General features: G+C 70.4%; 22 protein-coding genes. 16 read left to right on the plus strand and 6 right to left on the minus strand.

Features of this window, described 5'->3' with window-relative positions; genetic code table 11:
* The first annotated feature begins 112 nt into the window (after positions 1-112).
* From IG02_RS0118980 to IG02_RS0119045, 14 genes are all read left to right on the plus strand, one after another.
* Positions 113-760: an L-threonylcarbamoyladenylate synthase gene (locus IG02_RS0118980; RefSeq protein WP_030749148.1), complete on the plus strand. Its 648-nt coding sequence runs from the start codon at positions 113-115 to the stop codon at positions 758-760.
* Positions 757-1,479 (plus strand): protein-tyrosine-phosphatase, encoded by a 723-nt coding sequence (locus IG02_RS0118985; protein ID WP_420707768.1) that lies wholly within the window; start codon positions 757-759, stop codon positions 1,477-1,479. The genes IG02_RS0118980 and IG02_RS0118985 overlap by 4 nt, the downstream gene beginning before the upstream one ends.
* A gap of 115 nt (positions 1,480-1,594) precedes the next feature.
* Entirely contained in the window at positions 1,595-2,902 is a 1,308-nt protein-coding gene (gene glyA, locus IG02_RS0118990) for a serine hydroxymethyltransferase (protein WP_030749154.1), read from the plus strand.
* A gap of 211 nt (positions 2,903-3,113) precedes the next feature.
* On the plus strand, positions 3,114-4,496 hold the full coding sequence (locus IG02_RS0118995; protein WP_030749157.1) for an MraY family glycosyltransferase: 1,383 nt from the start codon (positions 3,114-3,116) through the stop codon (positions 4,494-4,496).
* A 274-nt stretch (positions 4,497-4,770) separates the two neighbouring features.
* Positions 4,771-5,208: a hypothetical protein gene (locus tag IG02_RS0119000; protein WP_030749160.1), complete on the plus strand. Its 438-nt coding sequence runs from the start codon at positions 4,771-4,773 to the stop codon at positions 5,206-5,208.
* A 276-nt stretch (positions 5,209-5,484) separates the two neighbouring features.
* Positions 5,485-6,255 carry a F0F1 ATP synthase subunit A gene (gene atpB / locus IG02_RS0119005; RefSeq protein WP_030749163.1) on the plus strand — a complete coding sequence of 257 codons (771 nt, stop codon included), beginning with the start codon at positions 5,485-5,487 and terminating at the stop codon, positions 6,253-6,255.
* A 73-nt stretch (positions 6,256-6,328) separates the two neighbouring features.
* A complete protein-coding gene (gene atpE, locus IG02_RS0119010; RefSeq protein ID WP_030749165.1) occupies positions 6,329-6,574 on the plus strand; it encodes an ATP synthase F0 subunit C in 246 nt (81 codons plus the stop codon).
* A 41-nt stretch (positions 6,575-6,615) separates the two neighbouring features.
* Complete coding sequence (locus IG02_RS0119015) at positions 6,616-7,170, plus strand: F0F1 ATP synthase subunit B (RefSeq protein WP_030749167.1); 555 nt, start codon at positions 6,616-6,618, stop codon at positions 7,168-7,170.
* Positions 7,167-7,982, plus strand: a complete 816-nt coding sequence (locus tag IG02_RS0119020; protein ID WP_030749170.1) for a F0F1 ATP synthase subunit delta — start codon at positions 7,167-7,169, stop codon at positions 7,980-7,982. Before IG02_RS0119015 ends, IG02_RS0119020 begins: the two co-directional genes overlap by 4 nt.
* 216 nt (positions 7,983-8,198) lie before the next feature.
* Positions 8,199-9,794, plus strand: coding sequence for a F0F1 ATP synthase subunit alpha (gene atpA, locus IG02_RS0119025; RefSeq protein ID WP_030749172.1), 1,596 nt, complete (start codon positions 8,199-8,201; stop codon positions 9,792-9,794).
* Positions 9,795-9,814: 20 nt separating this feature from the next.
* Positions 9,815-10,732, plus strand: a complete 918-nt coding sequence (locus IG02_RS0119030; protein WP_030749174.1) for a F0F1 ATP synthase subunit gamma — start codon at positions 9,815-9,817, stop codon at positions 10,730-10,732.
* Positions 10,732-12,174 (plus strand): F0F1 ATP synthase subunit beta, encoded by a 1,443-nt coding sequence (atpD, locus tag IG02_RS0119035; protein WP_030749177.1) that lies wholly within the window; start codon positions 10,732-10,734, stop codon positions 12,172-12,174. Before IG02_RS0119030 ends, atpD begins: the two co-directional genes overlap by 1 nt.
* A 133-nt stretch (positions 12,175-12,307) precedes the next feature.
* On the plus strand, positions 12,308-12,682 hold the full coding sequence (locus IG02_RS0119040) for a F0F1 ATP synthase subunit epsilon (protein WP_030749181.1): 375 nt from the start codon (positions 12,308-12,310) through the stop codon (positions 12,680-12,682).
* A gap of 164 nt (positions 12,683-12,846) precedes the next feature.
* Positions 12,847-13,293, plus strand: a complete 447-nt coding sequence (locus IG02_RS0119045) for a DUF2550 domain-containing protein (RefSeq protein ID WP_030749184.1) — start codon at positions 12,847-12,849, stop codon at positions 13,291-13,293.
* Positions 13,294-13,390: 97 nt separating this feature from the next.
* On the opposite strand, the gene IG02_RS0119050 is transcribed toward IG02_RS0119045, so the two are convergent.
* The 3 genes from IG02_RS0119050 to IG02_RS0119060 form a co-directional block, all read right to left on the minus strand.
* Positions 13,391-15,238, minus strand: a complete 1,848-nt coding sequence (locus IG02_RS0119050) for a glycoside hydrolase family 18 chitinase (RefSeq protein WP_030749186.1) — start codon at positions 15,236-15,238, stop codon at positions 13,391-13,393.
* A 242-nt stretch (positions 15,239-15,480) separates the two neighbouring features.
* Positions 15,481-16,161 carry a response regulator gene (locus tag IG02_RS0119055; protein ID WP_030749187.1) on the minus strand — a complete coding sequence of 227 codons (681 nt, stop codon included), beginning with the start codon at positions 16,159-16,161 and terminating at the stop codon, positions 15,481-15,483.
* Positions 16,158-17,369, minus strand: coding sequence for a sensor histidine kinase (locus tag IG02_RS0119060; protein ID WP_234314817.1), 1,212 nt, complete (start codon positions 17,367-17,369; stop codon positions 16,158-16,160). Before IG02_RS0119060 ends, IG02_RS0119055 begins: the two co-directional genes overlap by 4 nt.
* Before the next feature lie 181 nt (positions 17,370-17,550).
* Here IG02_RS0119060 and IG02_RS0119065 point away from each other — a divergent pair, with 181 nt between their 5' ends.
* A complete protein-coding gene (locus tag IG02_RS0119065) occupies positions 17,551-18,150 on the plus strand; it encodes a hypothetical protein (RefSeq protein WP_030749194.1) in 600 nt (199 codons plus the stop codon).
* 27 nt (positions 18,151-18,177) lie between these two features.
* On the opposite strand, the gene IG02_RS0119070 is transcribed toward IG02_RS0119065, so the two are convergent.
* The 3 genes from IG02_RS0119070 to IG02_RS0119080 form a co-directional block, all read right to left on the minus strand.
* Positions 18,178-18,750 (minus strand): cob(I)yrinic acid a,c-diamide adenosyltransferase, encoded by a 573-nt coding sequence (locus IG02_RS0119070; protein WP_030749197.1) that lies wholly within the window; start codon positions 18,748-18,750, stop codon positions 18,178-18,180.
* 31 nt (positions 18,751-18,781) lie between these two features.
* Positions 18,782-19,537 carry an ABC transporter permease gene (locus tag IG02_RS0119075; protein ID WP_030749201.1) on the minus strand — a complete coding sequence of 252 codons (756 nt, stop codon included), beginning with the start codon at positions 19,535-19,537 and terminating at the stop codon, positions 18,782-18,784.
* Between the two features lie 93 nt (positions 19,538-19,630).
* Positions 19,631-20,413: an ABC transporter ATP-binding protein gene (locus IG02_RS0119080; RefSeq protein ID WP_030749205.1), complete on the minus strand. Its 783-nt coding sequence runs from the start codon at positions 20,411-20,413 to the stop codon at positions 19,631-19,633.
* A gap of 81 nt (positions 20,414-20,494) precedes the next feature.
* Here IG02_RS0119080 and IG02_RS0119085 point away from each other — a divergent pair, with 81 nt between their 5' ends.
* Positions 20,495-21,133: a TetR/AcrR family transcriptional regulator gene (locus IG02_RS0119085; RefSeq protein WP_030749208.1), complete on the plus strand. Its 639-nt coding sequence runs from the start codon at positions 20,495-20,497 to the stop codon at positions 21,131-21,133.
* Positions 21,134-21,168: the final 35 nt, after the last annotated feature.

The following is a 21,168-nucleotide window of genomic DNA, read 5'->3' on the forward strand; positions in this document are numbered from 1 at the left end:
GCCCTTCCCCCGCCGCCCCCTGTCCACCCCCGCCCCTTCCGTTCCTTCTTCCGCCTTGAGCACCCCGACCCCGACCACCTACACCGTGTACACGCACGAGGAGGCCCGTTAAATGGCACGGCGATACGACTGCAACGACGCGACCGACCGTTCCACGGGTCTGCGCGAGGCGGTGTCGGCCGTACGCCGTGGCGAGCTGGTCGTCCTGCCCACCGACACCGTGTACGGGATCGGCGCGGACGCCTTCAGCTCGGAGGCGGTCGCCGACCTGCTGGACGCGAAGGGCCGGGGCCGCAACATGCCCACGCCCGTCCTGATCGGCTCCCCGAACACCCTGCACGGCCTGGTCACGGACTTCTCGGAGCAGGCGTGGGAACTCGTCGACGCGTTCTGGCCGGGCGCCCTGACGCTGGTCGCCAAGCACCAGCCGTCGCTCCAGTGGGACCTCGGCGACACCCGGGGCACGGTCGCGATCCGGATGCCGCTGCACCCCGTCGCCATCGAACTGCTCACCGAGTTCGGCCCGATGGCCGTCTCCAGCGCCAACCTCACCGGTCACCCGGCGCCGGAGAACTGCGACGCCGCCCAGGACATGCTCGGCGACGCCGTCTCCGTCTACCTCGACGGCGGCCCGACGCCCGGCAACGTGCCCTCCTCCATCGTGGACGTGACCGGCCGGGTGCCGGTGCTGCTGCGCGCGGGGGCCATCGACGCGGAGGAGCTGCGCAAGGTGGTACCCGACCTCGAGGTGGCCAATTGACCGCCCCTGAGGGGCGTGGCATAGCGGAGACCGCACACACGGGCGCCGGGCACCACGGCGCCGAGGCCGACGCCTCCACCCGGACCGCCACCGGTACCGGCGCCGGCGCCGGCGCCGGAAACACCTTCCGCATCCTCCACGTCAGCACCGGCAACGTCTGCCGCTCGCCGATCACCGAGCGGCTGAACCGGCATGCCCTGAGCGCGCGCCTCGGCGAACGGCTCACGGGCGGCCTGATCGTGGAGAGCGCGGGCACCTGGGGGCACGAGGGCGCGCCCATGGAGGCCAACGCGGAGACCGTCCTCGGCGACTTCGGGGCGGACGCCTCCGGCTTCGTCGGCCGCGAACTGCTCGACGAGCACGTGATCCGCGCGGACCTGGTCCTGACCGCGACCCGGGACCACCGCGCGCAGGTGATCTCGATGGGGCACTCGGCGGGGCTGCGCACGTTCACGCTGAAGGAGTTCACGCGCCTGGTACGGGCCATAGACCCGGCGACGCTGCCGGACCCGCTGGACGACGGCGTGGTCGAACGCGCCCGCGCCCTGGTACGCGCGGCGGCGGCGCTGCGCGGGTGGCTGCTGGCACCGACGGCGGAGGCGGACGAGGTGTACGACCCGTACGGGGCACCGATCACGTTCTTCCGGTCCATCGGCGACGAGATCCACCAGGCGCTGGACCCGGTGGTGACGGCGCTGACGGGCGTCCCGGCGTCGTAAGGGGTCTCCCGCCGGGCAGGCGCGCGCCTGCCGCCTCCCGCGGCGTACGGCCGCGCGCCGCGGCTCCGGCGCGCCTACATTGGATGGCAAGTACCTCCCAGGTCCGGAGTTCGCCATGCCGGTCGTCAGCCCCGCCAGCGCCCCTCCCGACGCCCCCGCCGGCCCCCGTGCACCGGGCGGCGGGGCCGGTGCGGACCTGTTGCTGCGGGCGGATCCCGAGATGGCCGAAATCATCCTCGGGGAGGCACACCGGCAGGCGGAGGGCCTCCAGCTCATCGCCGCCGAGAACTTCACCTCGCCCGCCGTCCTCGCGGCCCTCGGTTCACCTCTCGCCAACAAGTACGCCGAGGGCTATCCCGGCGCCCGCCACCATGGCGGCTGCGAGCTCGTCGACGCGGCCGAGCGCGTCGCCGTGCGCCGGGCGAGCGCGCTGTTCGGGGCCGAGCACGCCAATGTGCAGCCGCACTCCGGCTCCTCCGCCGTACTGGCCGCCTACGCGGCGCTGCTGCGGCCCGGGGACACCGTGCTGGCCATGGGGCTGGCCTACGGCGGGCACCTCACGCACGGGGCGCCGGTGAACTTCTCCGGGCGGTGGTTCGACTTCGTCGGGTACGGCGTCGACCCGGTCAGCGGCCTCATCGACTACGACCGGGTCCACGCCCTGGCGCGCGCCCACCGGCCCAAGGCGCTCGTCTGCGGCTCCATCTCGTACCCGCGCCACATCGACTACGCGGCGTTCCGGACGATCGCGGACGACGTGGGCGCGTACCTGATCGCGGACGCCGCGCACCCGATCGGCCTGGTCGCCGGGGGAGCGGCGCCCAACCCCGTGCCGTACGCGGACCTGGTGTGCGCGACGACGCACAAGGTGCTGCGCGGGCCGCGGGGCGGGATGATCCTGTGCGCGGAGCAGTACGCGGCCCGGGTGGACCGCGCGGTGTTCCCGTTCACCCAGGGCGGCGCGCAGATGCACACGATCGCCGCCAAGGCCGTCGGCTTCGGCGAGGCGGCCACACCGGCGTTCACGGCGTACGCGCACCAGGTCGTGGCCAACGCCCGCGCGCTCGCCGCCGCGCTGGCGGCGGAGGGCGTACGCATCACCACCGGCGGTACGGACACCCATCTGATCACCGCCGACCCGTCACCCCTGGGAGTGGACGCGCGGGCGGCCCGTGGCCGGCTCGCCGCCGCCGGGCTGGTGCTGGACACCTGTGCGCTGCCGGAGGCGAGCGGCGCGGCCGGCCGGGGCGTCCGGCTCGGCACCGCCGCCGTGACCACCCAGGGCATGACGGAGACGGAAATGGCGCGAATCGCGGCCCTCTTCGTCGCGGCGCTGCGTGCGGACGGTGAGGACGCGTACGGCGTCCGTGCCGAGGTGCGTGAGCTGGTGGGGCTTTTCCCGCCGTATGGAAGGGTTCCCTGAGGGGCCGGGACGGCCGGCCCCGCCCGTTGTGACCCTTCCGGCCGGATGTTCCCGTATGCCAAGGGCGTGGCCGGGAAGACGTGCAACCAAGCTCTTCGGCCACTCGTCCTCGTTGATATCTCGTTCATATGGTGACTCCGAATCCGACCGGGGCTCCCGCGCGGGCTAGGGTGTGGGGCTGAGATGGCCAGCGATTCCTGTGGGGCAGCCCGTGCGTGATTACCTGCTGACGCTCTGCGTGACGGCTGCGGTGACCTATCTGCTGACCGGCCCGGTGCGTAAGTTCGCCATCGCGACCGGAGCGATGCCGGAGATCCGCGCCCGAGACGTGCACCATGAACCGACACCGCGGCTCGGCGGCATCGCCATGTTCTTCGGGCTGTGCGCCGGACTGCTGGTCGCGGACCACCTGCAGAACCTCAACGGGGTCTTCGAGCTCTCCAACGAGCCCCGCGCGCTGCTCTCCGGTGCCGCGCTGATCTGGCTGGTCGGTGTCCTGGACGACAAGTTCGAGATCGACGCCCTGATCAAGCTGGGCGCGCAGATGATCGCCGCCGGTGTGATGGTGATGCAGGGTCTGACGATCCTGTGGATCCCGGTGCCCGGCGTCGGGATGGTCTCGCTGACCGACTGGCAGGGCACCCTGCTCACGGTCGCGCTGGTGGTGATCACCATCAACGCGGTGAACTTCGTGGACGGTCTCGACGGCCTCGCCGCCGGGATGGTGTGCATCGCCGCCGCCGCGTTCTTCCTGTACACGTACCGGATCTGGTACGGCTACGGGATCGAGGCGGCCGCCCCCGCCACCCTGTTCTCGGCCATTCTGATCGGCATGTGCGTGGGCTTCCTGCCGCACAACATGCACCCCGGGCGGATCTTCATGGGCGACTCGGGGTCGATGCTGATCGGTCTGGTGCTCGCCGCCGGCGCGATCTCGGTGACGGGCCAGGTCGACCTGGACGCGCTGAAGATCTTCGAGGGGTCGAGCCGGGAGGCCACGCACGCCGCGCTGCCGGTGTTCATCCCGCTGCTGCTGCCGCTGACGATCATCGCGATCCCGTTCGCGGACCTGGTGCTGGCCGTTGTGCGCCGTACCTGGAACGGCAAGTCGCCGTTCGCCGCCGACCGCGGCCACCTGCACCACCGGCTGCTGGAGATCGGCCACTCGCACAGCAGGTCCGTGCTGATCATGTACTTCTGGTCGGCGCTGATCGCCTTCGGTGTGGTCGCGTACTCGGTGCACTCGGCGTCGATGTGGATCCTGCTGATCGTCGTCATGCTGAGCGCGGTGGGTCTGGTGCTCCTGCTGCTGCCGCGCTTCACACCGCGGGTGCCGCTCTGGGCGCAGCCCTTCGTACCGCCGCGCTACCGGCGCCGGGCGCGGGTGCCGGAGGGCCAGGAAGCCCAGGAGGGCCAGGAGCCCGGTGAGGCCGGTGAGCCGGGTGCGGCCGTCGCCGCGGGCGAGGTGGCAACGGGAGCCCCGCGGGCGCCGCACGGGGAGCACACACACGTTCCAGCGGGCGTCAACGGAGCGACCGCCCTGAGCGCCCATTCGCGTTTTCCCGACCGCAGGAAGGCCGGCTCCCGCCCGTGAGCGACCGGCCACACGCCTCAGCAGGCCCCCTTACCACACAACTCACCGTTGCATGGTGCTCACGCGCGCAGGATCACCCTCATGTGTGACAGTTGGCACACCTCGATGGTAAAGTCCGCATCAAATAGTTTGTGATACTGTTCACGAAGCCCGGCACCGACGCCGAAGAACTTGTGTACGACGGTTCGTTGGCCCGGGAAACTTCCTCCCGGACCGGGCCTACGCTCGTCCATGACGACACCATCTGCCCCACCCATTCAGCGGAGCTGCCGCCATGCCGTCCAACGACGCCCGGAACCTCCTCCACACCGCCGTGCCCACTGCCGCCGTCGGCGCCGTCGCCGCCGTGATCAGCGGGGTCGTGGCGGGCGGCAAGGGAGCACTGGGCGCGGTCGTCGGCGCGCTGGTGTGCATCGTGTTCATGGGTATCGGGATGGTGGTGCTCCAGCGGACGGCGAAGTCGCTGCCGCAGCTCTTCCAGGCGATGGGGCTGATGCTCTACACCGCCCAGCTGCTGCTGCTCTTCATCTTCGTGGCGCTGTTCAAGGACACCACGCTGTTCCACCCGAAGGCCTTCGCCTTCACCCTGATCGCGGCCACCGTCGCCTGGGTCGCCGCACAGGCGCGCGCCCACATGACGGCCAAGATCGCTTACGTCGAACCCGAGTCCTCGACGGCCAAGAACGCCGAGAAGACCGGAACGTCGGCGTGAGAGGTAGGGCCGGGATAAGTGCCTGTTCGGGAAACTGCTATCGTCCGGTGCCAACTGCGGCATTGCGGGCGCGGGCATCCGAGCTGACGCCTGTACTCACGCGAGGCTTGGAGCCCGAGAGCCGCCGCCCCCACACCTGTAAGACCTGTCCGGTGCCGACCCGCGGCCGTGCGCCGCACCGACACAACGAGGTTGCCGTACCTATGCGCCACGCTGAAGGAGCCCGCGGTGAGTGCTGACCAGACGACGCTCGCCTTCGACTGGAGTTGCCGCATCATGGCCGATAACGGCTGCGGCTTTCCGGCTCCGGGCCTGCACTCCTTCCTATTCAAGCCGATCTTCGAGGCCGGCGGCTTCTACTTCAACAAGACGATGCTGCTGGCGCTGCTGACCTCGCTGGTCGTGGTGGGCTTCTTCTGGATGGCCTTCAGTAAGCCGAAGCTGGTGCCCGGCAAGATCCAGATGATCGGCGAGGCCGGCTTCGACTTCGTCCGCAAGGGCATCGTCTACGAGACGATGGGCAAGCGCGAGGGCGAGAAGTACGTCCCGTTCATGGTCTCCCTGTTCTTCTTCGTCTGGGTCATGAACATCTGGTCGGTCGTGCCGCTGACGCAGTTCCCGGTCGCGTCCGTCATCGCCTACCCCGCCGGCCTCGCGATCATCGTCTACCTGATGTGGATGTCGGTGACCTTCAAGCGCCACGGCTTCGTCGGCGGCCTGAAGAACGTCACCGGCTACGACAAGTCGCTCGGCCCGGTGCTGCCGCTCGTCGTGGTCATCGAGTTCTTCTCGAACGTCCTCGTCCGGCCGTTCACGCACATGGTCCGGCTCTTCGCCAACATGTTCGCCGGTCACCTGCTGCTCGTGATGTTCACCGTCGCGAGCTGGTACCTGCTGAACAGCTGGCTGATCCCGGCCGCCGGCATCTCGTTCGTGATGACCATGGGGATGATCGGCTTCGAGCTCTTCGTCCAGGCCATCCAGGCGTACGTGTTCGTCCTCCTGGCCTGCACCTACCTCCAGGGCGCGCTCGCCGAGCACCACTGAGCCCCCTCCCACACACCTCCAGTCGTCCGGTGGCCAACCCCCACCGGTCCGTGAAAGAGAAGGAAGAACCGGCATGTCCGCTCTCTCGAACCTGGCCGCCGTCTCCGGAGACCTCAAGGCCCTCGGCTCCATCGGTTACGGCCTCTCGGCCATCGGCCCCGGCGTCGGCGTCGGCATCATCTTCGGTAACGGCACCCAGGCCCTGGCCCGTCAGCCCGAGGCCGCCGGTCTGATCCGTACCAACCAGATCCTCGGCTTCGCCTTCTGTGAGGCGCTGGCGCTGATCGGCATCGTCATGCCGTTCGTCTACGGCAGCTGACGTTCTGGGACTCATAGCCCATTACGACGAAAGGCACTGATGTGAACGCGCTGGTAACCCTGGCGGCGGAGGAGCAGCAGAACCCGCTCGTCCCGCCCGGACCGGAGCTCCTCGTCGGGCTGATCGCCTTCGCCATCGTCTTCTTCTTCCTCGCCAAGAAGCTCATCCCGAACATCAGCAAGGTTCTGGACGAGCGCCGCGAGGCCATCGAGGGCGGCATCGAGAAGGCGGAGGAGGCCCGCACCGAGGCGCAGAGCGTCCTGGAGCAGTACAAGGCCCAGCTCGCCGAGGCCCGCCACGAGGCCGCGCGGCTCCGCCAGGAGGCGACCGAGCAGGGCACCGTCATCATCCAGGAGATGAAGGCGGAAGGGCAGCGGCAGCGGGAAGAGATCATCGCCGCCGCGCACGCCCAGATCGAGGCCGACCGCAAGGCCGCGGCCAGCGCGCTGCGTCAGGACGTGGGCAGGCTCGCCACCGAACTGGCGGGCAAGCTGGTCGGTGAGTCCCTGGAGGACCACGCCCGGCAGAGCCGCACCATCGACCGCTTCCTCGACGAGCTCGAGGACGGCGCATCGAAGGCCGAGGCCACGCGATGAACGGAGCGAGCCGCGAGGCACTGGCCGCCGCGCGTGAGCGTCTCGACGCGCTGACCGACAGCACCTCGGCCGACGCCGCGAGGCTCGCCGAGGACCTGGCCGCCGTCACCGCGCTGCTCGACCGCGAGGTGTCGCTGCGCCGGGTCCTGACCGACCCGGCGCAGGCCGCCGAGCGCAAGGCCGAACTGGTGCGGCAGCTGCTGACCGGACAGGTCGGCGGCGCGGCCGTCGACCTGGTCGCCGGCATGGTCCGCTCCCGCTGGTCGCAGGCGCGCGACCTGGTCGACTCGACGGAGGAGCTGTCCGCCACCGCCGAGCTGACGCAGGCCGAGCGGGTCGGCGCGCTGGACGACGTGGAGGACGAGCTCTTCCGGTTCGGCCGGATCGTCGAGTCCAGCCCCGAGCTGCGCTCCGCGCTGACCGACCGGTCGGCGACGTCGGCCGCCAAGACCGGCCTGCTGAGGGACCTCCTCGGCGGGCGCGCCAACCCGGCCACCGAACGCCTGGTCGAGCGTCTTGTGACGCGGCCGCGGGGACGTAGCCTGGAAGCGGGCCTGCAGGCCCTGTCCCGGCTCGCCGCGGCGCGCCGGAACCGGCTGGTCGCCGTCGTCACGTCGGCGGTGCCGCTCACCGACCGGCAGAAGCAGCGCCTCGGCGCCGCCCTGTCGAAGCTGTACGGCCACCCGATGCACCTGAACCTGGACGTGGACCCCGAGGTCCTCGGCGGGATCTCGGTCCGCGTCGGTGACGAGGTCATCAACGGCACGGTCGCGGAGCGCCTCGACGAGGCGACCCGGCGGCTGGCGGGCTGACGGCACACGGACGTGACGCGCGCCGACGGCGCACGGAACGGACCGGCCGACGGCACGGGATCGCGAGCGGGCCCGGACCGGCGGACACCGGCAGGCAACAGAAATACGGCAAGACAGCGGCCCGGTTGGGCCGTGCAGAGATTGCAGAAGATTCCTGGGGTCACCCCCAGACCCCCAAAGAAACTTCGGGCCCAACAAGGAGAGCAGGGAACCCAGATGGCGGAGCTCACGATCCGGCCGGAGGAGATCCGGGACGCGCTGGACACCTTCGTCCAGTCGTACAAGCCGGACGCGGCCTCGCGCGAGGAGGTCGGTACGGTCAGCGTGGCCGGCGACGGCATCGCGAAGGTCGAGGGACTGCCCTCGGCCATGGCGAACGAGCTGCTGAAGTTCGAGGACGGCACCCTGGGTCTCGCCCTCAACCTCGAGGAGCGCGAGATCGGTGCGATCGTCCTCGGTGAGTTCAACGGCATCGAGGAGGGGCAGCCGGTCACCCGTACCGGCGAGGTCCTCTCCGTCGCTGTCGGCGAGGGATACCTGGGTCGCGTCGTCGACCCGCTCGGCAACCCGATCGACGGTCTCGGCGAGATCGAGACCGAAGGCCGCCGCGCCCTCGAGCTCCAGGCTCCGGGCGTCATGATCCGTAAGTCCGTGCACGAGCCGATGCAGACCGGCTACAAGGCCGTCGACTCCATGGTGCCGATCGGCCGTGGCCAGCGTCAGCTGATCATCGGTGACCGCCAGACCGGCAAGACCGCCCTGGCCGTCGACACGATCATCAACCAGCGCGAGAACTGGCGCTCGGGCGACCCCAAGAAGCAGGTTCGCTGCATCTACGTCGCCATCGGCCAGAAGGGCTCGACCATCGCGTCCGTACGCGGCGCCCTGGAGGAGTCCGGCGCGCTGGAGTACACGACGATCGTCGCCGCCCCCGCGTCCGACCCGGCCGGCTTCAAGTACCTCGCCCCGTACACCGGTTCGGCCATCGGCCAGCACTGGATGTACCAGGGCAAGCACGTCCTCATCATCTTCGACGACCTCTCGAAGCAGGCCGACGCCTACCGCGCCGTGTCCCTGCTGCTGCGCCGCCCGCCGGGCCGTGAGGCCTACCCGGGTGACGTCTTCTACCTGCACTCGCGTCTGCTGGAGCGCTGCGCCAAGCTCTCCGACGACATGGGCGCCGGTTCGATGACGGGTCTGCCGATCGTCGAGACGAAGGCCAACGACGTGTCGGCGTTCATCCCGACCAACGTCATCTCCATCACCGACGGCCAGTGCTTCCTGGAGTCCGACCTGTTCAACGCCGGCCAGCGGCCCGCGCTGAACGTCGGTATCTCGGTCTCCCGCGTCGGTGGTTCCGCCCAGCACAAGGCCATGCGGCAGGTCTCCGGCCGACTGCGCGTGGACCTCGCCCAGTACCGCGAGCTGGAGGCGTTCGCGTCCTTCGGTTCCGACCTGGACGCGGCCTCCAAGGCGTCGCTGGAGCGCGGCAAGCGCATGGTCGAGCTGCTGAAGCAGCCGCAGTACACGCCGTACCCGGTGGAGGAGCAGGTCGTCTCCATCTGGGCCGGCACCACCGGCAAGATGGACGACGTCCCCGTCGAGGACATCCGCCGCTTCGAGAGCGAGCTGCTGGAGAACCTGCGCCGCGAGCGCAAGGAACTGCTCACCAGCATCGCCGAGGGCGCCAAGATGTCGGACGACACGATCCAGGCCATCGGCGACGCCGTCGCCGCCTTCAAGCGTCAGTTCGAGACGTCGGACGGCAAGCTCCTGGGCGACGACGCGCCGGCCGCCAACGCCTCGAAGTGACGACGGAAGGGACCTGACTCATGGGAGCCCAGCTCCGGGTCTACAAGCGTCGCATCAAATCCGTCACCGCGACCAAGAAGATCACCAAGGCGATGGAGATGATCGCCGCCTCGCGCATCGTCAAGGCGCAGCGCCAGGTGGCGGCCTCCACCCCGTACGCCACCGAGCTGACCCGCGCGGTCACCGCGGTGGCGACGGGATCGGCGACCAAGCACCCGCTCACCACCGAGGCGGCGTCCCCGTCCCGGGCCGCGGTCCTGCTCATCACGAGCGACCGCGGTCTGGCCGGCGGCTACTCCTCGAACGCCATCAAGTCCGCGGAGCAGCTCACCGAGCGGCTGCGCGGCGAGGGCAAGGAGGTCGACACGTACATCGTCGGCCGCAAGGGTGTCGCGTACTACAGCTTCCGTGAGCGCGCGGTCGCGGACTCGTGGGGCGGGTTCACCGACAACCCGACGTACGCGGACGCCAAGCGGGTCGCGGAGCCGCTGATCGCGGCGATCGAGCGGGAGACGGCCGAGGGCGGCGTGGACGAGCTCCACATCGTCTTCACCGAGTTCATCTCGATGATGACGCAGACGCCGGTCCAGAACCGGCTGCTGCCCCTCAGCCTCGACGAGGCGGCGGAGGAGAGTGGCACGAAGGGCGAGATCCTTCCGCTGTTCGACTTCGAGCCGTCGGCGGAGGACGTCCTCGACGCCCTGCTGCCGCGCTACGTCGAGAGCCGGGTCTACAACGCGCTGCTCCAGGCCGCCGCCTCCAAGCACGCGGCCACCCGCCGCGCGATGAAGTCGGCGACCGACAACGCCGGAGAGCTCATCAAGACGCTCTCCCGGCTCGCCAACGCGGCCCGCCAGGCCGAAATCACCCAGGAAATCAGCGAGATCGTCGGTGGCGCCAGCGCCCTGGCCGACGCGACCGCGGGGAGTGACAGGTAATGACGACGACAGTTGAGACGGCCGTAGCCACGGGCCGCGTCGCCCGGGTCATCGGCCCGGTCGTCGACGTGGAGTTCCCCGTCGACGCGATGCCCGACATCTACAACGCGCTGACCGTCGAGGTGGCCGACCCGGCCGAGGACGGCAAGCTCAAGACGCTGACCCTGGAGGTCGCCCAGCACCTGGGTGACGGCCTGGTCCGCGCCATCTCCATGCAGCCCACCGACGGTCTGGTCCGCCAGGCCACGGTGACGAACACGGGCAACGGCATCACCGTTCCCGTCGGCGACATCACCAAGGGCAAGGTGTTCAACACCCTCGGTGAGATCCTGAACAAGCCCGAGGCGACGGCCGAGGTCACCGAGCGCTGGGCGATCCACCGCTCCGCCCCGACCTTCGACCAGCTCGAGTCGAAGACCGAGATGTTCGAGACCGGCGTCAAGGTCATCGACCTGCTGACCCCGTACGTCAAGGGCGGCAAGATCGGTCTGTTCGGTGGTGCCGGTGTCGGCAAGACCGTGCTGATCCAGGAAATGATCTACCGCGTCGCCAACAACCACGACGGTGTGTCGGTGTTCGCGGGCGTCGGTGAGCGTACCCGTGAGGGCAACGACCTCATCGAGGAGATGACCGAGTCCGGCGTCATCGACAAGACGGCGCTCGTCTTCGGCCAGATGGACGAGCCGCCGGGGACCCGTCTCCGCGTCGCCCTGGCCGGTCTGACCATGGCGGAGTACTTCCGCGATGTGCAGAAGCAGGACGTGCTCTTCTTCATCGACAACATCTTCCGGTACACCCAGGCCGGCTCCGAGGTGTCCACGCTGCTCGGCCGCATGCCGTCCGCGGTGGGCTACCAGCCGAACCTGGCCGACGAGATGGGTCTGCTCCAGGAGCGCATCACCTCGACCCGCGGTCACTCGATCACCTCGATGCAGGCGATCTATGTCCCCGCGGACGACCTGACCGACCCGGCCCCGGCCACCACCTTCGCCCACCTCGACGCGACGACGGTGCTCTCCCGTCCGATCTCGGAGAAGGGCATCTACCCGGCCGTGGACCCGCTGGACTCCACGTCCCGGATCCTGGACCCGCGGTACATCGCGCAGGACCACTACGACGCGGCCACCCGCGTCAAGGGGATCCTCCAGAAGTACAAGGACCTCCAGGACATCATCGCGATCCTCGGTATCGACGAGCTCGGCGAGGAGGACAAGCTCGTCGTCCACCGGGCCCGTCGCGTGGAGCGCTTCCTGTCGCAGAACACCCACGTCGCCAAGCAGTTCACCGGCGTGGACGGCTCGGACGTGCCGCTCGACGAGTCGATCGCCGCGTTCAACGCGATCTGCGACGGCGAGTACGACCACTTCCCCGAGCAGGCGTTCTTCATGTGCGGTGGCATTGAGGACCTCAAGGCCAACGCCAAGGAGCTCGGCGTCTCCTGACCGCCGCGTTCCGTCGCGTTCCGAGGAGGGGGGCGGGTCGCAACCCGCCCCCCTCCGACGCACCCGACGACACCCCATAGAATCAATCCCAACACCCGGCGAAACGGCCGGGTGGTGACCCGAGGAGCCACCCTTGGCTGCTGAGCTGCATGTCGAGCTGGTCGCCGCGGACCGCAGTGTGTGGTCCGGCGAGGCCACCCTGGTCGTCGCGCGCACCACGTCCGGCGACATCGGCGTCATGCCCGGTCACCAGCCGCTGCTCGGTGTGCTGGAGTCGGGCCCGGTGACCATTCGTACGAGCGACGGTGGGACGGTCGTGGCCGCGGTGCACGGCGGTTTCCTCTCGTTCGCGGACAACAAGCTGTCGCTGCTCGCGGAGATCGCCGAGCTGGCGGATGAGATCGACACCCAGCGCGCCGAGCGTGCGCTGGAGCGCGCCAAGTCGGGTGACGACGACGCCGCGGAGCGGCGCGCCGACGTCCGGCTGCGTGCGGTGGCGGTGCGTTAGCGCACGGCGCCGATAGCGTTACCGCCGTACGGCCCGGGTCCGCCCGGGACGTGCGGCGTCCTCAGCCGCGGCTCGTTCCGGACTCGTCCGGACCGGGTCGCGGCTGAGGCGATGGAGGTGCGGTTCCTGTTCGGTACGTGGACGAGGCGAGGAGGTCGGTGGTGATGGTCCTCGCTCTGCTTGTCTGCGGACTGGTCGTCGTGGCTGTGGCGGGGGGTCTGTTCGTCTTCGGACTGCGACGGCGCCTCATCCAGCGCTCCGGCGGCACCTTCGACTGCAGCCTGCGCTGGGACGTGCCCGAGGAGCCCGACCTCTCGGGCAAGGGCTGGGTGTACGGCGTGGCCCGCTACAACTCCGACCGGATCAACTGGTTCCGCGTCTTCTCCTACGCCCCCCGCCCGCGCCGCACCCTGGAGCGCTCCGCGATCGAGGTCCTGGCCCGCCGCGCGCCGCAGGGCGAGGAGGAACTGGCGCTGCTCTCCGACGCGGTCGTCCTCAGCTGCGCGCACGGTGAGGTACGGCTGGAGCTGGCGATGAGCGAGGACGCGCTGACGGGCTTCCTGGCCTGGCTGGAGGCGGCGCCCCCGGGCCAGCGGGTGAACGTGGCCTGACCCGGGCCGAACCCGGGGCGTGCGCGGCGGAGGGCGGCGCCGATGGTGCCGGCGCCGCCCCCTTGGTGTCACACGGGTGCTGTGTCGTGCCGCGCGGTTATCCGAGGCCGCCGTTGATCGCGCTCACCAGCTCGCCGTTCGCCGTGTCACCGGTGAAGTCCCAGAAGAACGCGCCGCCCAGGCCCTGCTGTTTCGCCCAGGCCATCTTCGAGGTGACCGTGGCGGGCGTGTCGTAGCTCCACCAGTTGCTGCCGCACTTGGCGTACGACGTGCCGGCGACGGTGCCGGTGGGCGGACAGGTGTTCTTCAGGACCTTGTAGTCCTCGATGCCCGGCTCGTACGTGCCCGGGGCCGGGCCGGTCGCGGTGCCGCCCGGGGCCGCCTGGCTGACGCCGGTCCAGCCGCGCCCGTAGAAGCCGATGCCGAGCAGCAGCTTGCTCGCCGGCACGCCCTGGGCCTTGAACTTGGCGATCGCCTCCGCCGAGTTGAAGCCCGCCTGCGGGATGCCCGCGTACGAGGTGAGCGGGGAGTGCGGGGCCGTCGGGCCCTGGGCGGCGAACGCGCCGAAGAAGTCGTACGTCATCACGTTGAACCAGTCCATGTACGGGGCCGCGCCCGCGTAGTCGGACTTCTCTATCTTGCCGCCGGCCGAGGCGTCGGCGGTGACGGCGGCCGTGACGAGGTTGTTCGAGCCGAACTTGGCGCGCATGGCCTGCATCATGTTCTTGAACGCGGCCGGGCCGCTGGAGTCGCAGGACAGGCCGCAGGCGTTGGGGTACTCCCAGTCCAGGTCGATGCCGTCGAAGACGTCCGCCCAGCGCGGGTCCTCCACCAGGTCGTAGCAGGACTGCGCGAAGGCCGCCGGGTTCTGCACCGCCTGGCCGAAGCCGCCGGACCAGGTCCAGCCGCCGAAGGACCACAACACCTTGATGTGCGGGTACTTGGCCTTGAGCTTGCGGAGCTGGTTGAAGTTGCCCTTCAGCGGCTGGTCCCAGGTGTCGGCGACACCGTCGACGCTCTGGTCGGCGGTGTACGCCTTCTCGATCGCGGCGAAGGAGTCGCCCATCGCGCACTTGCCGCCGGTGACATTGCCGAACGAGTAGTTGATGTGCGTGATCTTTCCGGCCGAACCGGAGCTCGCCACGTTCTTGACGTGGTAGTTCCGGTTGTAGATGCCCCACTCGGTGAAGTAGCCGAGCTTGACCTTGCTTCCGGTACCGGGGTCGGTGTTCCCGGTGGTGCGCACCGCGCGGGCGCCGCTGGCGGGGCCGGTCTGGTCGGCGGTGTCGCGCGCCTGGACGGTGTACGAGTAGTCCGTACCGGCCCGCAGGCCGGTGTCGGTGTAGGTCGTGCCGGTGACCGTGGCGACCTTCGCGCCGTCACGCAGCACGTCGTAGTTCTTGACGCCCTTGTCGTCGGTGGCGGCGCTCCAGCCCAGGGTCACCGAGGTGTTGGTGACGGCGCTCGCGGTGGGGGTGCCGGGCGCGGAGGGCGGGGCGTCACCGGGCACGCTCGGGCCGCCGTCGCAGGAGGCGCCGTTGAGCTTGCAGGACGCGGGGGAGCCCGTGCCGGTGCCGTTGAAGCCGAAGCTGATGGAGGCGCCGGGGGCGAGGGTGCCGTTCCAGGACTTGTTCTTGGCGGTCCAGTGGGTGCCGGAGCCGGTGATGTCGGCGTCCCAGCCGGAGGTGACGGCGGTACCGGACGGGAAGTCCCACTCGACGGTCCAGGAGGCCAGGGAGGTGGTGCCGGTGTTCTTCACCGTCCACTTGCCCTCGAAACCGGTGCCCCAGTCGGAGACCTTGGTGTACGTGGCGGTCGCGGAGGCGGCGGCCTGTGCGGGCGTGGCCAGCCCCACGAGGGCGGCCAACGGCAGCAGCAGCGCGGTGAGGCCCGCGACGGTTCGGGATCTGAGACGGCGTCCGTGGGGGACTGATCGGGTGTTCACGGGTGTGCTCCTCGTGACATGAGTACAGGACAGGAGAACGGGGATGGTCCGTGCACTGCTCACACCGGGGTCGGCGTACGCCGGTGTGTGCCGCGAGAGTAAAGAGGTCTGGACCACTCGTCAATAGGTCCAGACCAGGCCGGGGTGGGTTCGGACCGGGCCGGAGCGTGCCGGGCGGGCCGTGGCCGCACCGTCCGGGGGCCGGTGACGGCCGTCGGCCGTCGGCCGTCCGCCGTCCGCCGTCAGTCGGGCGCCTGGCGCCGGGCCCCTGGGAGGCCCAACTCCTGGGCCAGCACCGCCGCCTGGACACGGCTGCGCAGGTTCAGCTTGCCGAGCAGCCGGCTCACATGCGTCTTCACGGTCGCCTCGGCCATCTCCAGCCGCACCGCCGTCTGCGCGTTCGACAGTCCCTCGCCCAGGCAGGCCAGCACCTCGCGCTCCCGGCGGGTCAGCGGGTCCAGCACCGACAGGTCCGGCGCGTCCTCGTCGCGCGCGGGCCGGGCCGGAGCGGCGAACTCCGCGATCAGCCGGCGCGTGACGGCGGGCGCGATCAGGCCCTCGCCGCGCGCCACCGTCCGTACCGCCGTGAGCAGGTCCGCGGCCTCGGCGTTCTTCAGCAGGAAGCCCGCCGCCCCCGCCCGCAGCGCGCCGAAGACGTACTCGTCCAGGTCGAACGTCGTCAGAACCAGCACGTCCGCCAGCCCCTCCTCGACCACCCGCCGTGTCGCCGACACCCCGTCGAGACGGGGCATCTGCACGTCCATCAGCACCAGATCGGGCCGCAGCGCGCGGGCCAGCGCGACCGCCTCCTCACCGTCCGCCGCCTCCCCGACGACCTCGATGTCCCGCGCGCTGCGCAGGATGAGCACCAGCCCCGCCCGTACCGCCGACTGGTCCTCCGCGACCAGCACCCGGATCGTCATGCCGTCTCCCACGCCTCGTCGACGGGCAGTTCGGCCCGCACCCGCCAGATCTTCCCGCCGTCGTCCCCGGTGACGACACCCGCCTCGAACGCCCCGTGCAGCAGCTCGACCCGTTCGCGCATCCCCACCATCCCGGACCCGGAGCCGGGTGCGCGCGGTCCTGGCCGGTCGCCGAACGGGCTGTCGACGCGTACGGTCAGGGCCCGCCGGGACCGTGCCAGCGCGACGGTCACCGCGCCCGGCGCCGCGTGCTTGAGCGCGTTGGTCAGGGACTCCTGAACGATCCGGTACGCGGCGAGCTCGACCGGCGCGGGCAGGGGGGCGGCCGTGTCGCGCCGGTCGTCCAGGGTGAAGCTGAGCCCGCTGGACGCGCCGTTGGTACCGGCCTGCTCCAGCAACGAGTCCACCGCCGCCAGGGTCGGGGCGGCCGACGGCTCCGCCTCGTCTCCGGGGTCCCGCAGCAGCCCGATCAGCCGGCGCATCTCCGCCAGCCCCTCCACACTGTTCGTCCGGATCACCCCGAGCGCGTCCCGCGTGGTCCGCTCGTCGTCCAGGGACAGCGCGGCCGTGGCGTGGATGGCGATCGCCGAGAGGTGGTTGGCGACCATGTCGTGCAGCTCCCGGGCCATCCGGGCGCGCTCCGCCGTCACCGCCTGGACCCGGTCCATCTCCGCCAGCAGCGCGGTCTGCTCGGCCCGCAGCCGCGCGGTCTCGGCGGCGTCCCGGTGGCCGCGGACGGCGGAGCCGGTGATGGCGGGCAGAAAGCTCACCACGCCGGTGGCCACGCCGATCAGCAGGCTCTCCGGCTTCTGGAGCCAGCCGAAGAAGCCGATCGTCATCGCGATCGTGATCAGGCCCGTGGTCCACGGGATACGGCGGGCGGCGGCGGGTGTCCCGTACACCACCGCCGCGTACATCAGATCCGTGAACATCAGTACGGTCGCCACGCTGCCGGTCGTGAACAGATCCGCGACGAGCGCGACCGTGCCCACGAGCAGCGCGGGCGACGGCATGCTCCGGCGCAGCAGCTCCAGACCGGCGACGACGACGAGCGGCACCAGGACCCAGGGCCCGGGGAACAGCATGCCCCCCTGGGTGTGCAGGCCGAGGGCCCACAGGGCGAGGCCGCCGAGCAGCCCGAGCACGGCGATGGCGATGTCGTCGCGGTGCGGCCTGACCGGTCGGAGCGGCCGGAAGAAGGCGATCACCCGTCCATCAAACACGTCCCGCCGCGCGGGGACCTCCTCAGTGGGGGTGAGGGCGCGCTACATCGAAGGGTGCAGTCCCGCGCCGTCACGTTTCGGCACCGCCGACGACGACAGGCGGCCGGGCGGGCGGGAGCCTGGAGGCGTTGTACGGGGAGACGGGGGAGAGGGAAGGAGCACAGCCGTGATCGTCACGCTGATCGTGATCTGCGAGGTCGGCTTCTGGGTGCTGCTGGCGTTGGGGCTGGCCCTGCGCTACGTCGCGCGGATGCCCCGGCTCGGCGCGGGGGTGCTCCTGCTGGAGCCGCTGCTGGAGGTCGTCCTGCTGATCGTGACGGCGATCGACCTGAAGAACGGCGCGGAGCCCGACATGAAGCACGGTCTCGCGGCGCTCTACATCGGCTTCACCGTCGCCTACGGCCACTACACCATCAGCTGGGCCGACGCCCGGGTCGCCCACCGCTTCTTCGGCGGACCGCCACCGGTGCCGGCCCCGGCGTACGGCAGGGCCCGCGCCGTGCACGAGGGCAAGCTGTGGCTGCGCACGGTCCTGGCCGCGGCCGTCGCGATCGCCCTGCTCCAGCTCGCGGCGTGGTACGTGGGTGACGCGGGCCGGACGGGTTCGCTGACGAGCTGGCAGCTCACCGCGGCCCGCGCGGCCGGGATCCACGGCCTGATCGCCCTGACGTACGCCGTCTTCCCGAAGAAGGCCCCGAAGAAGGCCCCGAAGGAGCCCGGGGAGCCGGTACGGGTGGAACGGCCGCCGTCGGAGACGAAGCGCTGAGCGGCGGTCGCGGCGCTCGACGCGGTGTCAGCGTTCGCCGCCCGGGACCCAGAGGACGTCCCCGAGCTCCTTGTTCGCCGCGCGCGCCAGAATGAACAGCAGGTCGGAGAGCCGGTTGAGATACGTCGCCGTCAGCTCGTTCATGGTCGCGCCGTGCGACTCCAGCGCCGCCCAGGTGGAGCGCTCGGCGCGGCGAACGACCGTGCACGCCTGGTGCAGCAGGGCGGCACCCGGCGTGCCACCGGGGAGGATGAAGCTGCGCAGCTTGTCCAGGTCCGCCAGATAGCGGTCGCAGTCCGCCTCCAGCTTGTCGATGTACGACTGCTCGACGCGCAGCGGAGGGAACTCGGGGTTCTCGGCGACCGGCGTGGACAGGTCCGCGCCCACGTCGAAGAGGTCGTTCTGGACGCGGACCAGCACCTTCACGATGTCCTCCGGGAGGTTCCCGAGGGCGATCGCCGTGCCGATCACCGCGTTGGCCTCGTTCGCGTCGGCGTACGCGGCGATGCGCGGGTCGGTCTTGGCCGTACGGCTCATGTCGCCGAGCGCCGTCGTGCCCTTGTCCCCGGTCCGGGTGTAGATGCGCGTCAGGTTGACCATGGGGCCAGCCTAGTCCGGCGAGGAGCGCCGGTCAGGCGCCCGCCCGTTGGAAGACCTTCGTACCCAGCGCGAGCGAGAGCGCGGCGAAGGCGAGGGCCACCACGACGCCGTACAGCATCGCCGTGCCCGTGTACTCGCCCACGTATCCGGCCCGCACCGCGTCCACCAGGTACCGGAACGGTATGAAGTGCGACAGCACGTCCAGCCAGGCCGGAGCGAGCGTCATGGGCAGCATCAGCCCGGAGAGCAGCATCGACGGCATGCTCACCGCGTTGATCACGGGGCCGAACGCCTGCGGCGCGCTGACCTTCATGGCCAGGGCGTACGAGAGCGATGCCAGTGCCACCGTCAGGACGCCCACGAACGCGAACCCTATGAGCAGGCCGCCCACCGGTGCGCGCAACCCCATCACCAGCGCGGCCACGACCAGCAGGACCGCCTGGAAGACGAAGAGCGCGGCGTCCCGCAGCACCCGGCCCAGCAGCAGCGCGAGCCGGCTGACGGGGGTCACGCGCATGCGCTCGACCACGCCGTGCTGCTTCTCGATGATGATCGCGAAGCCGCAGAACAGCGCGCCGAACAGGCCGAGCTGGAGCAGCAGTCCGGGCACCAGGACCTGCCAGGAGTCGCCGTCGCCGCCGAGCGGCAGACCGGTCAGCAGGGGGCCGAAGAAGAGCAGGTAGAGCAGTGGCATCAGCACGCCGAAGAAGATCTGGAACTTGGAACGCAGGGTCTGGCGGACATAGCGCCCGAAGATCAGCGCGGTGTCGGACAACAGCGAGGACAAGGCGGAACTCCTGGGTGATGAGGGGGCAGAGGGCGGGAGGGCGGGAGCGACCCGCTCGACGTCAGGAGCCGGGGCCCGGGCCGACGTCGCGCGTCAGACGGCCACCGGCGTCGTGTCCACCGGCGCCGGTCCCCGGCCGGTGATCGCCAGGAAGGTGTCCTGGAGCGAGGCGTCGGCCGAGCCTCCGTACCGCCGCTTCAGCGCCTCCGGTGTCCCTTCCGCCGCCACCACGCCCCGGTCCACGACCACCAGCCGGTCGGACAGCTCGTCCGCCTCGTCCAGGTAGTGCGTGGTGAGGAAGACCGTCATGCCCTGCTCGTCCCGGATCCGGCGGACCAGGTCCCACAGGTCGGCCCGGCTGCCCGGGTCGAGTCCGGTGGTCGGTTCGTCGAGGAACAGCAGCGCGGGCCGGTGCACCAGACCCATCGCGATGTCCAGGCGCCGCTTCTGGCCCCCGGAGAGCGCTCCGCAGGACCGGTCCAGCAGGTCGGTGAGGCCGAGGTCGTGCGCCAGCTCGGCGGCGCGCTCCTCGGCGGCCTCCTTGCCGAGGCGGTACAGCCGGCCCTGGGTGATCAGCTCCTCCCGCACCGAGACCTGCGGGTCCGTCCCGCTGGACTGCGCGACATAACCGATCTCGCGCCGCACCGCCTCCGGCTCGCGCACCAGGTCGTGGCCCGCGACGGTCGCGGCACCGCCGGTCGGCGACAGCAGTGTGGTCAGCATCCGCAGCGTCGTGGTCTTGCCCGCGCCGTTCGGCCCGAGGAAGCCGAGGATCTCGCCGGGCTCCACGGTCAGATCGATCCCGCGCACGGCCTCCACGGGGCCGGTCTTGGTGTGGAAGGTCCGGGCGAGCCCGGCGGTGCTGATGATTGCCATGACTCCAGGAAAACAGAGTCACCCCAAAAATGCAATGACCCCAAAGTTTCATCCGCTGCGCCGAAGCCTAGGATGGGAGGCATGTCCGAGGGCCTCAGAGAGCGCAAGAAGCGGCAGACCAGGCAGTACATCTCGGATGTCGCCACGGGGCTTTTCCTGGAGCGCGGCTTCGACGCGGTCACCATCGCCGAGATCGCGGAGGCCGCCGACGTCTCGGTCAACACGGTCTACAACTACTTCGAGGCGAAGGAAGACCTCTTCCTCGACCGCAGCAAGGGCATCGTCGACCGGCTGCCCCGCCTCGTGCGGGGCCGTGAGGTGGGCGAGTCGGCGGCCGACGCGATCCTGCGCGGGCTGCGGGAGGAGGTCGAGGCGGTCTCACCGAAGGTCGGTCTCTTCGACGGGTACGCGCGCTTCATGCGGGTCGTCCAGGACTCGCACGCCCTCAGATCCCGCCTCTGGTTCATCCAGCAGGAGGTCCTGACCCGGCTGGAGACGGCGCTCAAGGAGGAGATGGGCGCCGCCGAGGACGAGATGCTGCCCACACTCGTGGCGGGGCAGCTGGCCTGGGCGCACGGCACGCTGATGGGGTGGATCGGCGGGCAGATGGTGCGGGGACGCGAGCCCGAGGCGGTGTCGCGGGAAGCCCTCGTACTGCTCGACGACATCGAGGAGATCCTGGGCGAGCCGGTCCGTACGTACGGAGTGCGCGAGGGTTGACCGGCGTCGTCGACCGGCGCCGTTGACCGGTGTCC

The organism is Streptomyces sp. NRRL F-5135, assembly GCF_000719775.1.
In the GTDB taxonomy this organism is placed as follows: domain Bacteria; phylum Actinomycetota; class Actinomycetes; order Streptomycetales; family Streptomycetaceae; genus Streptomyces; species Streptomyces hebeiensis.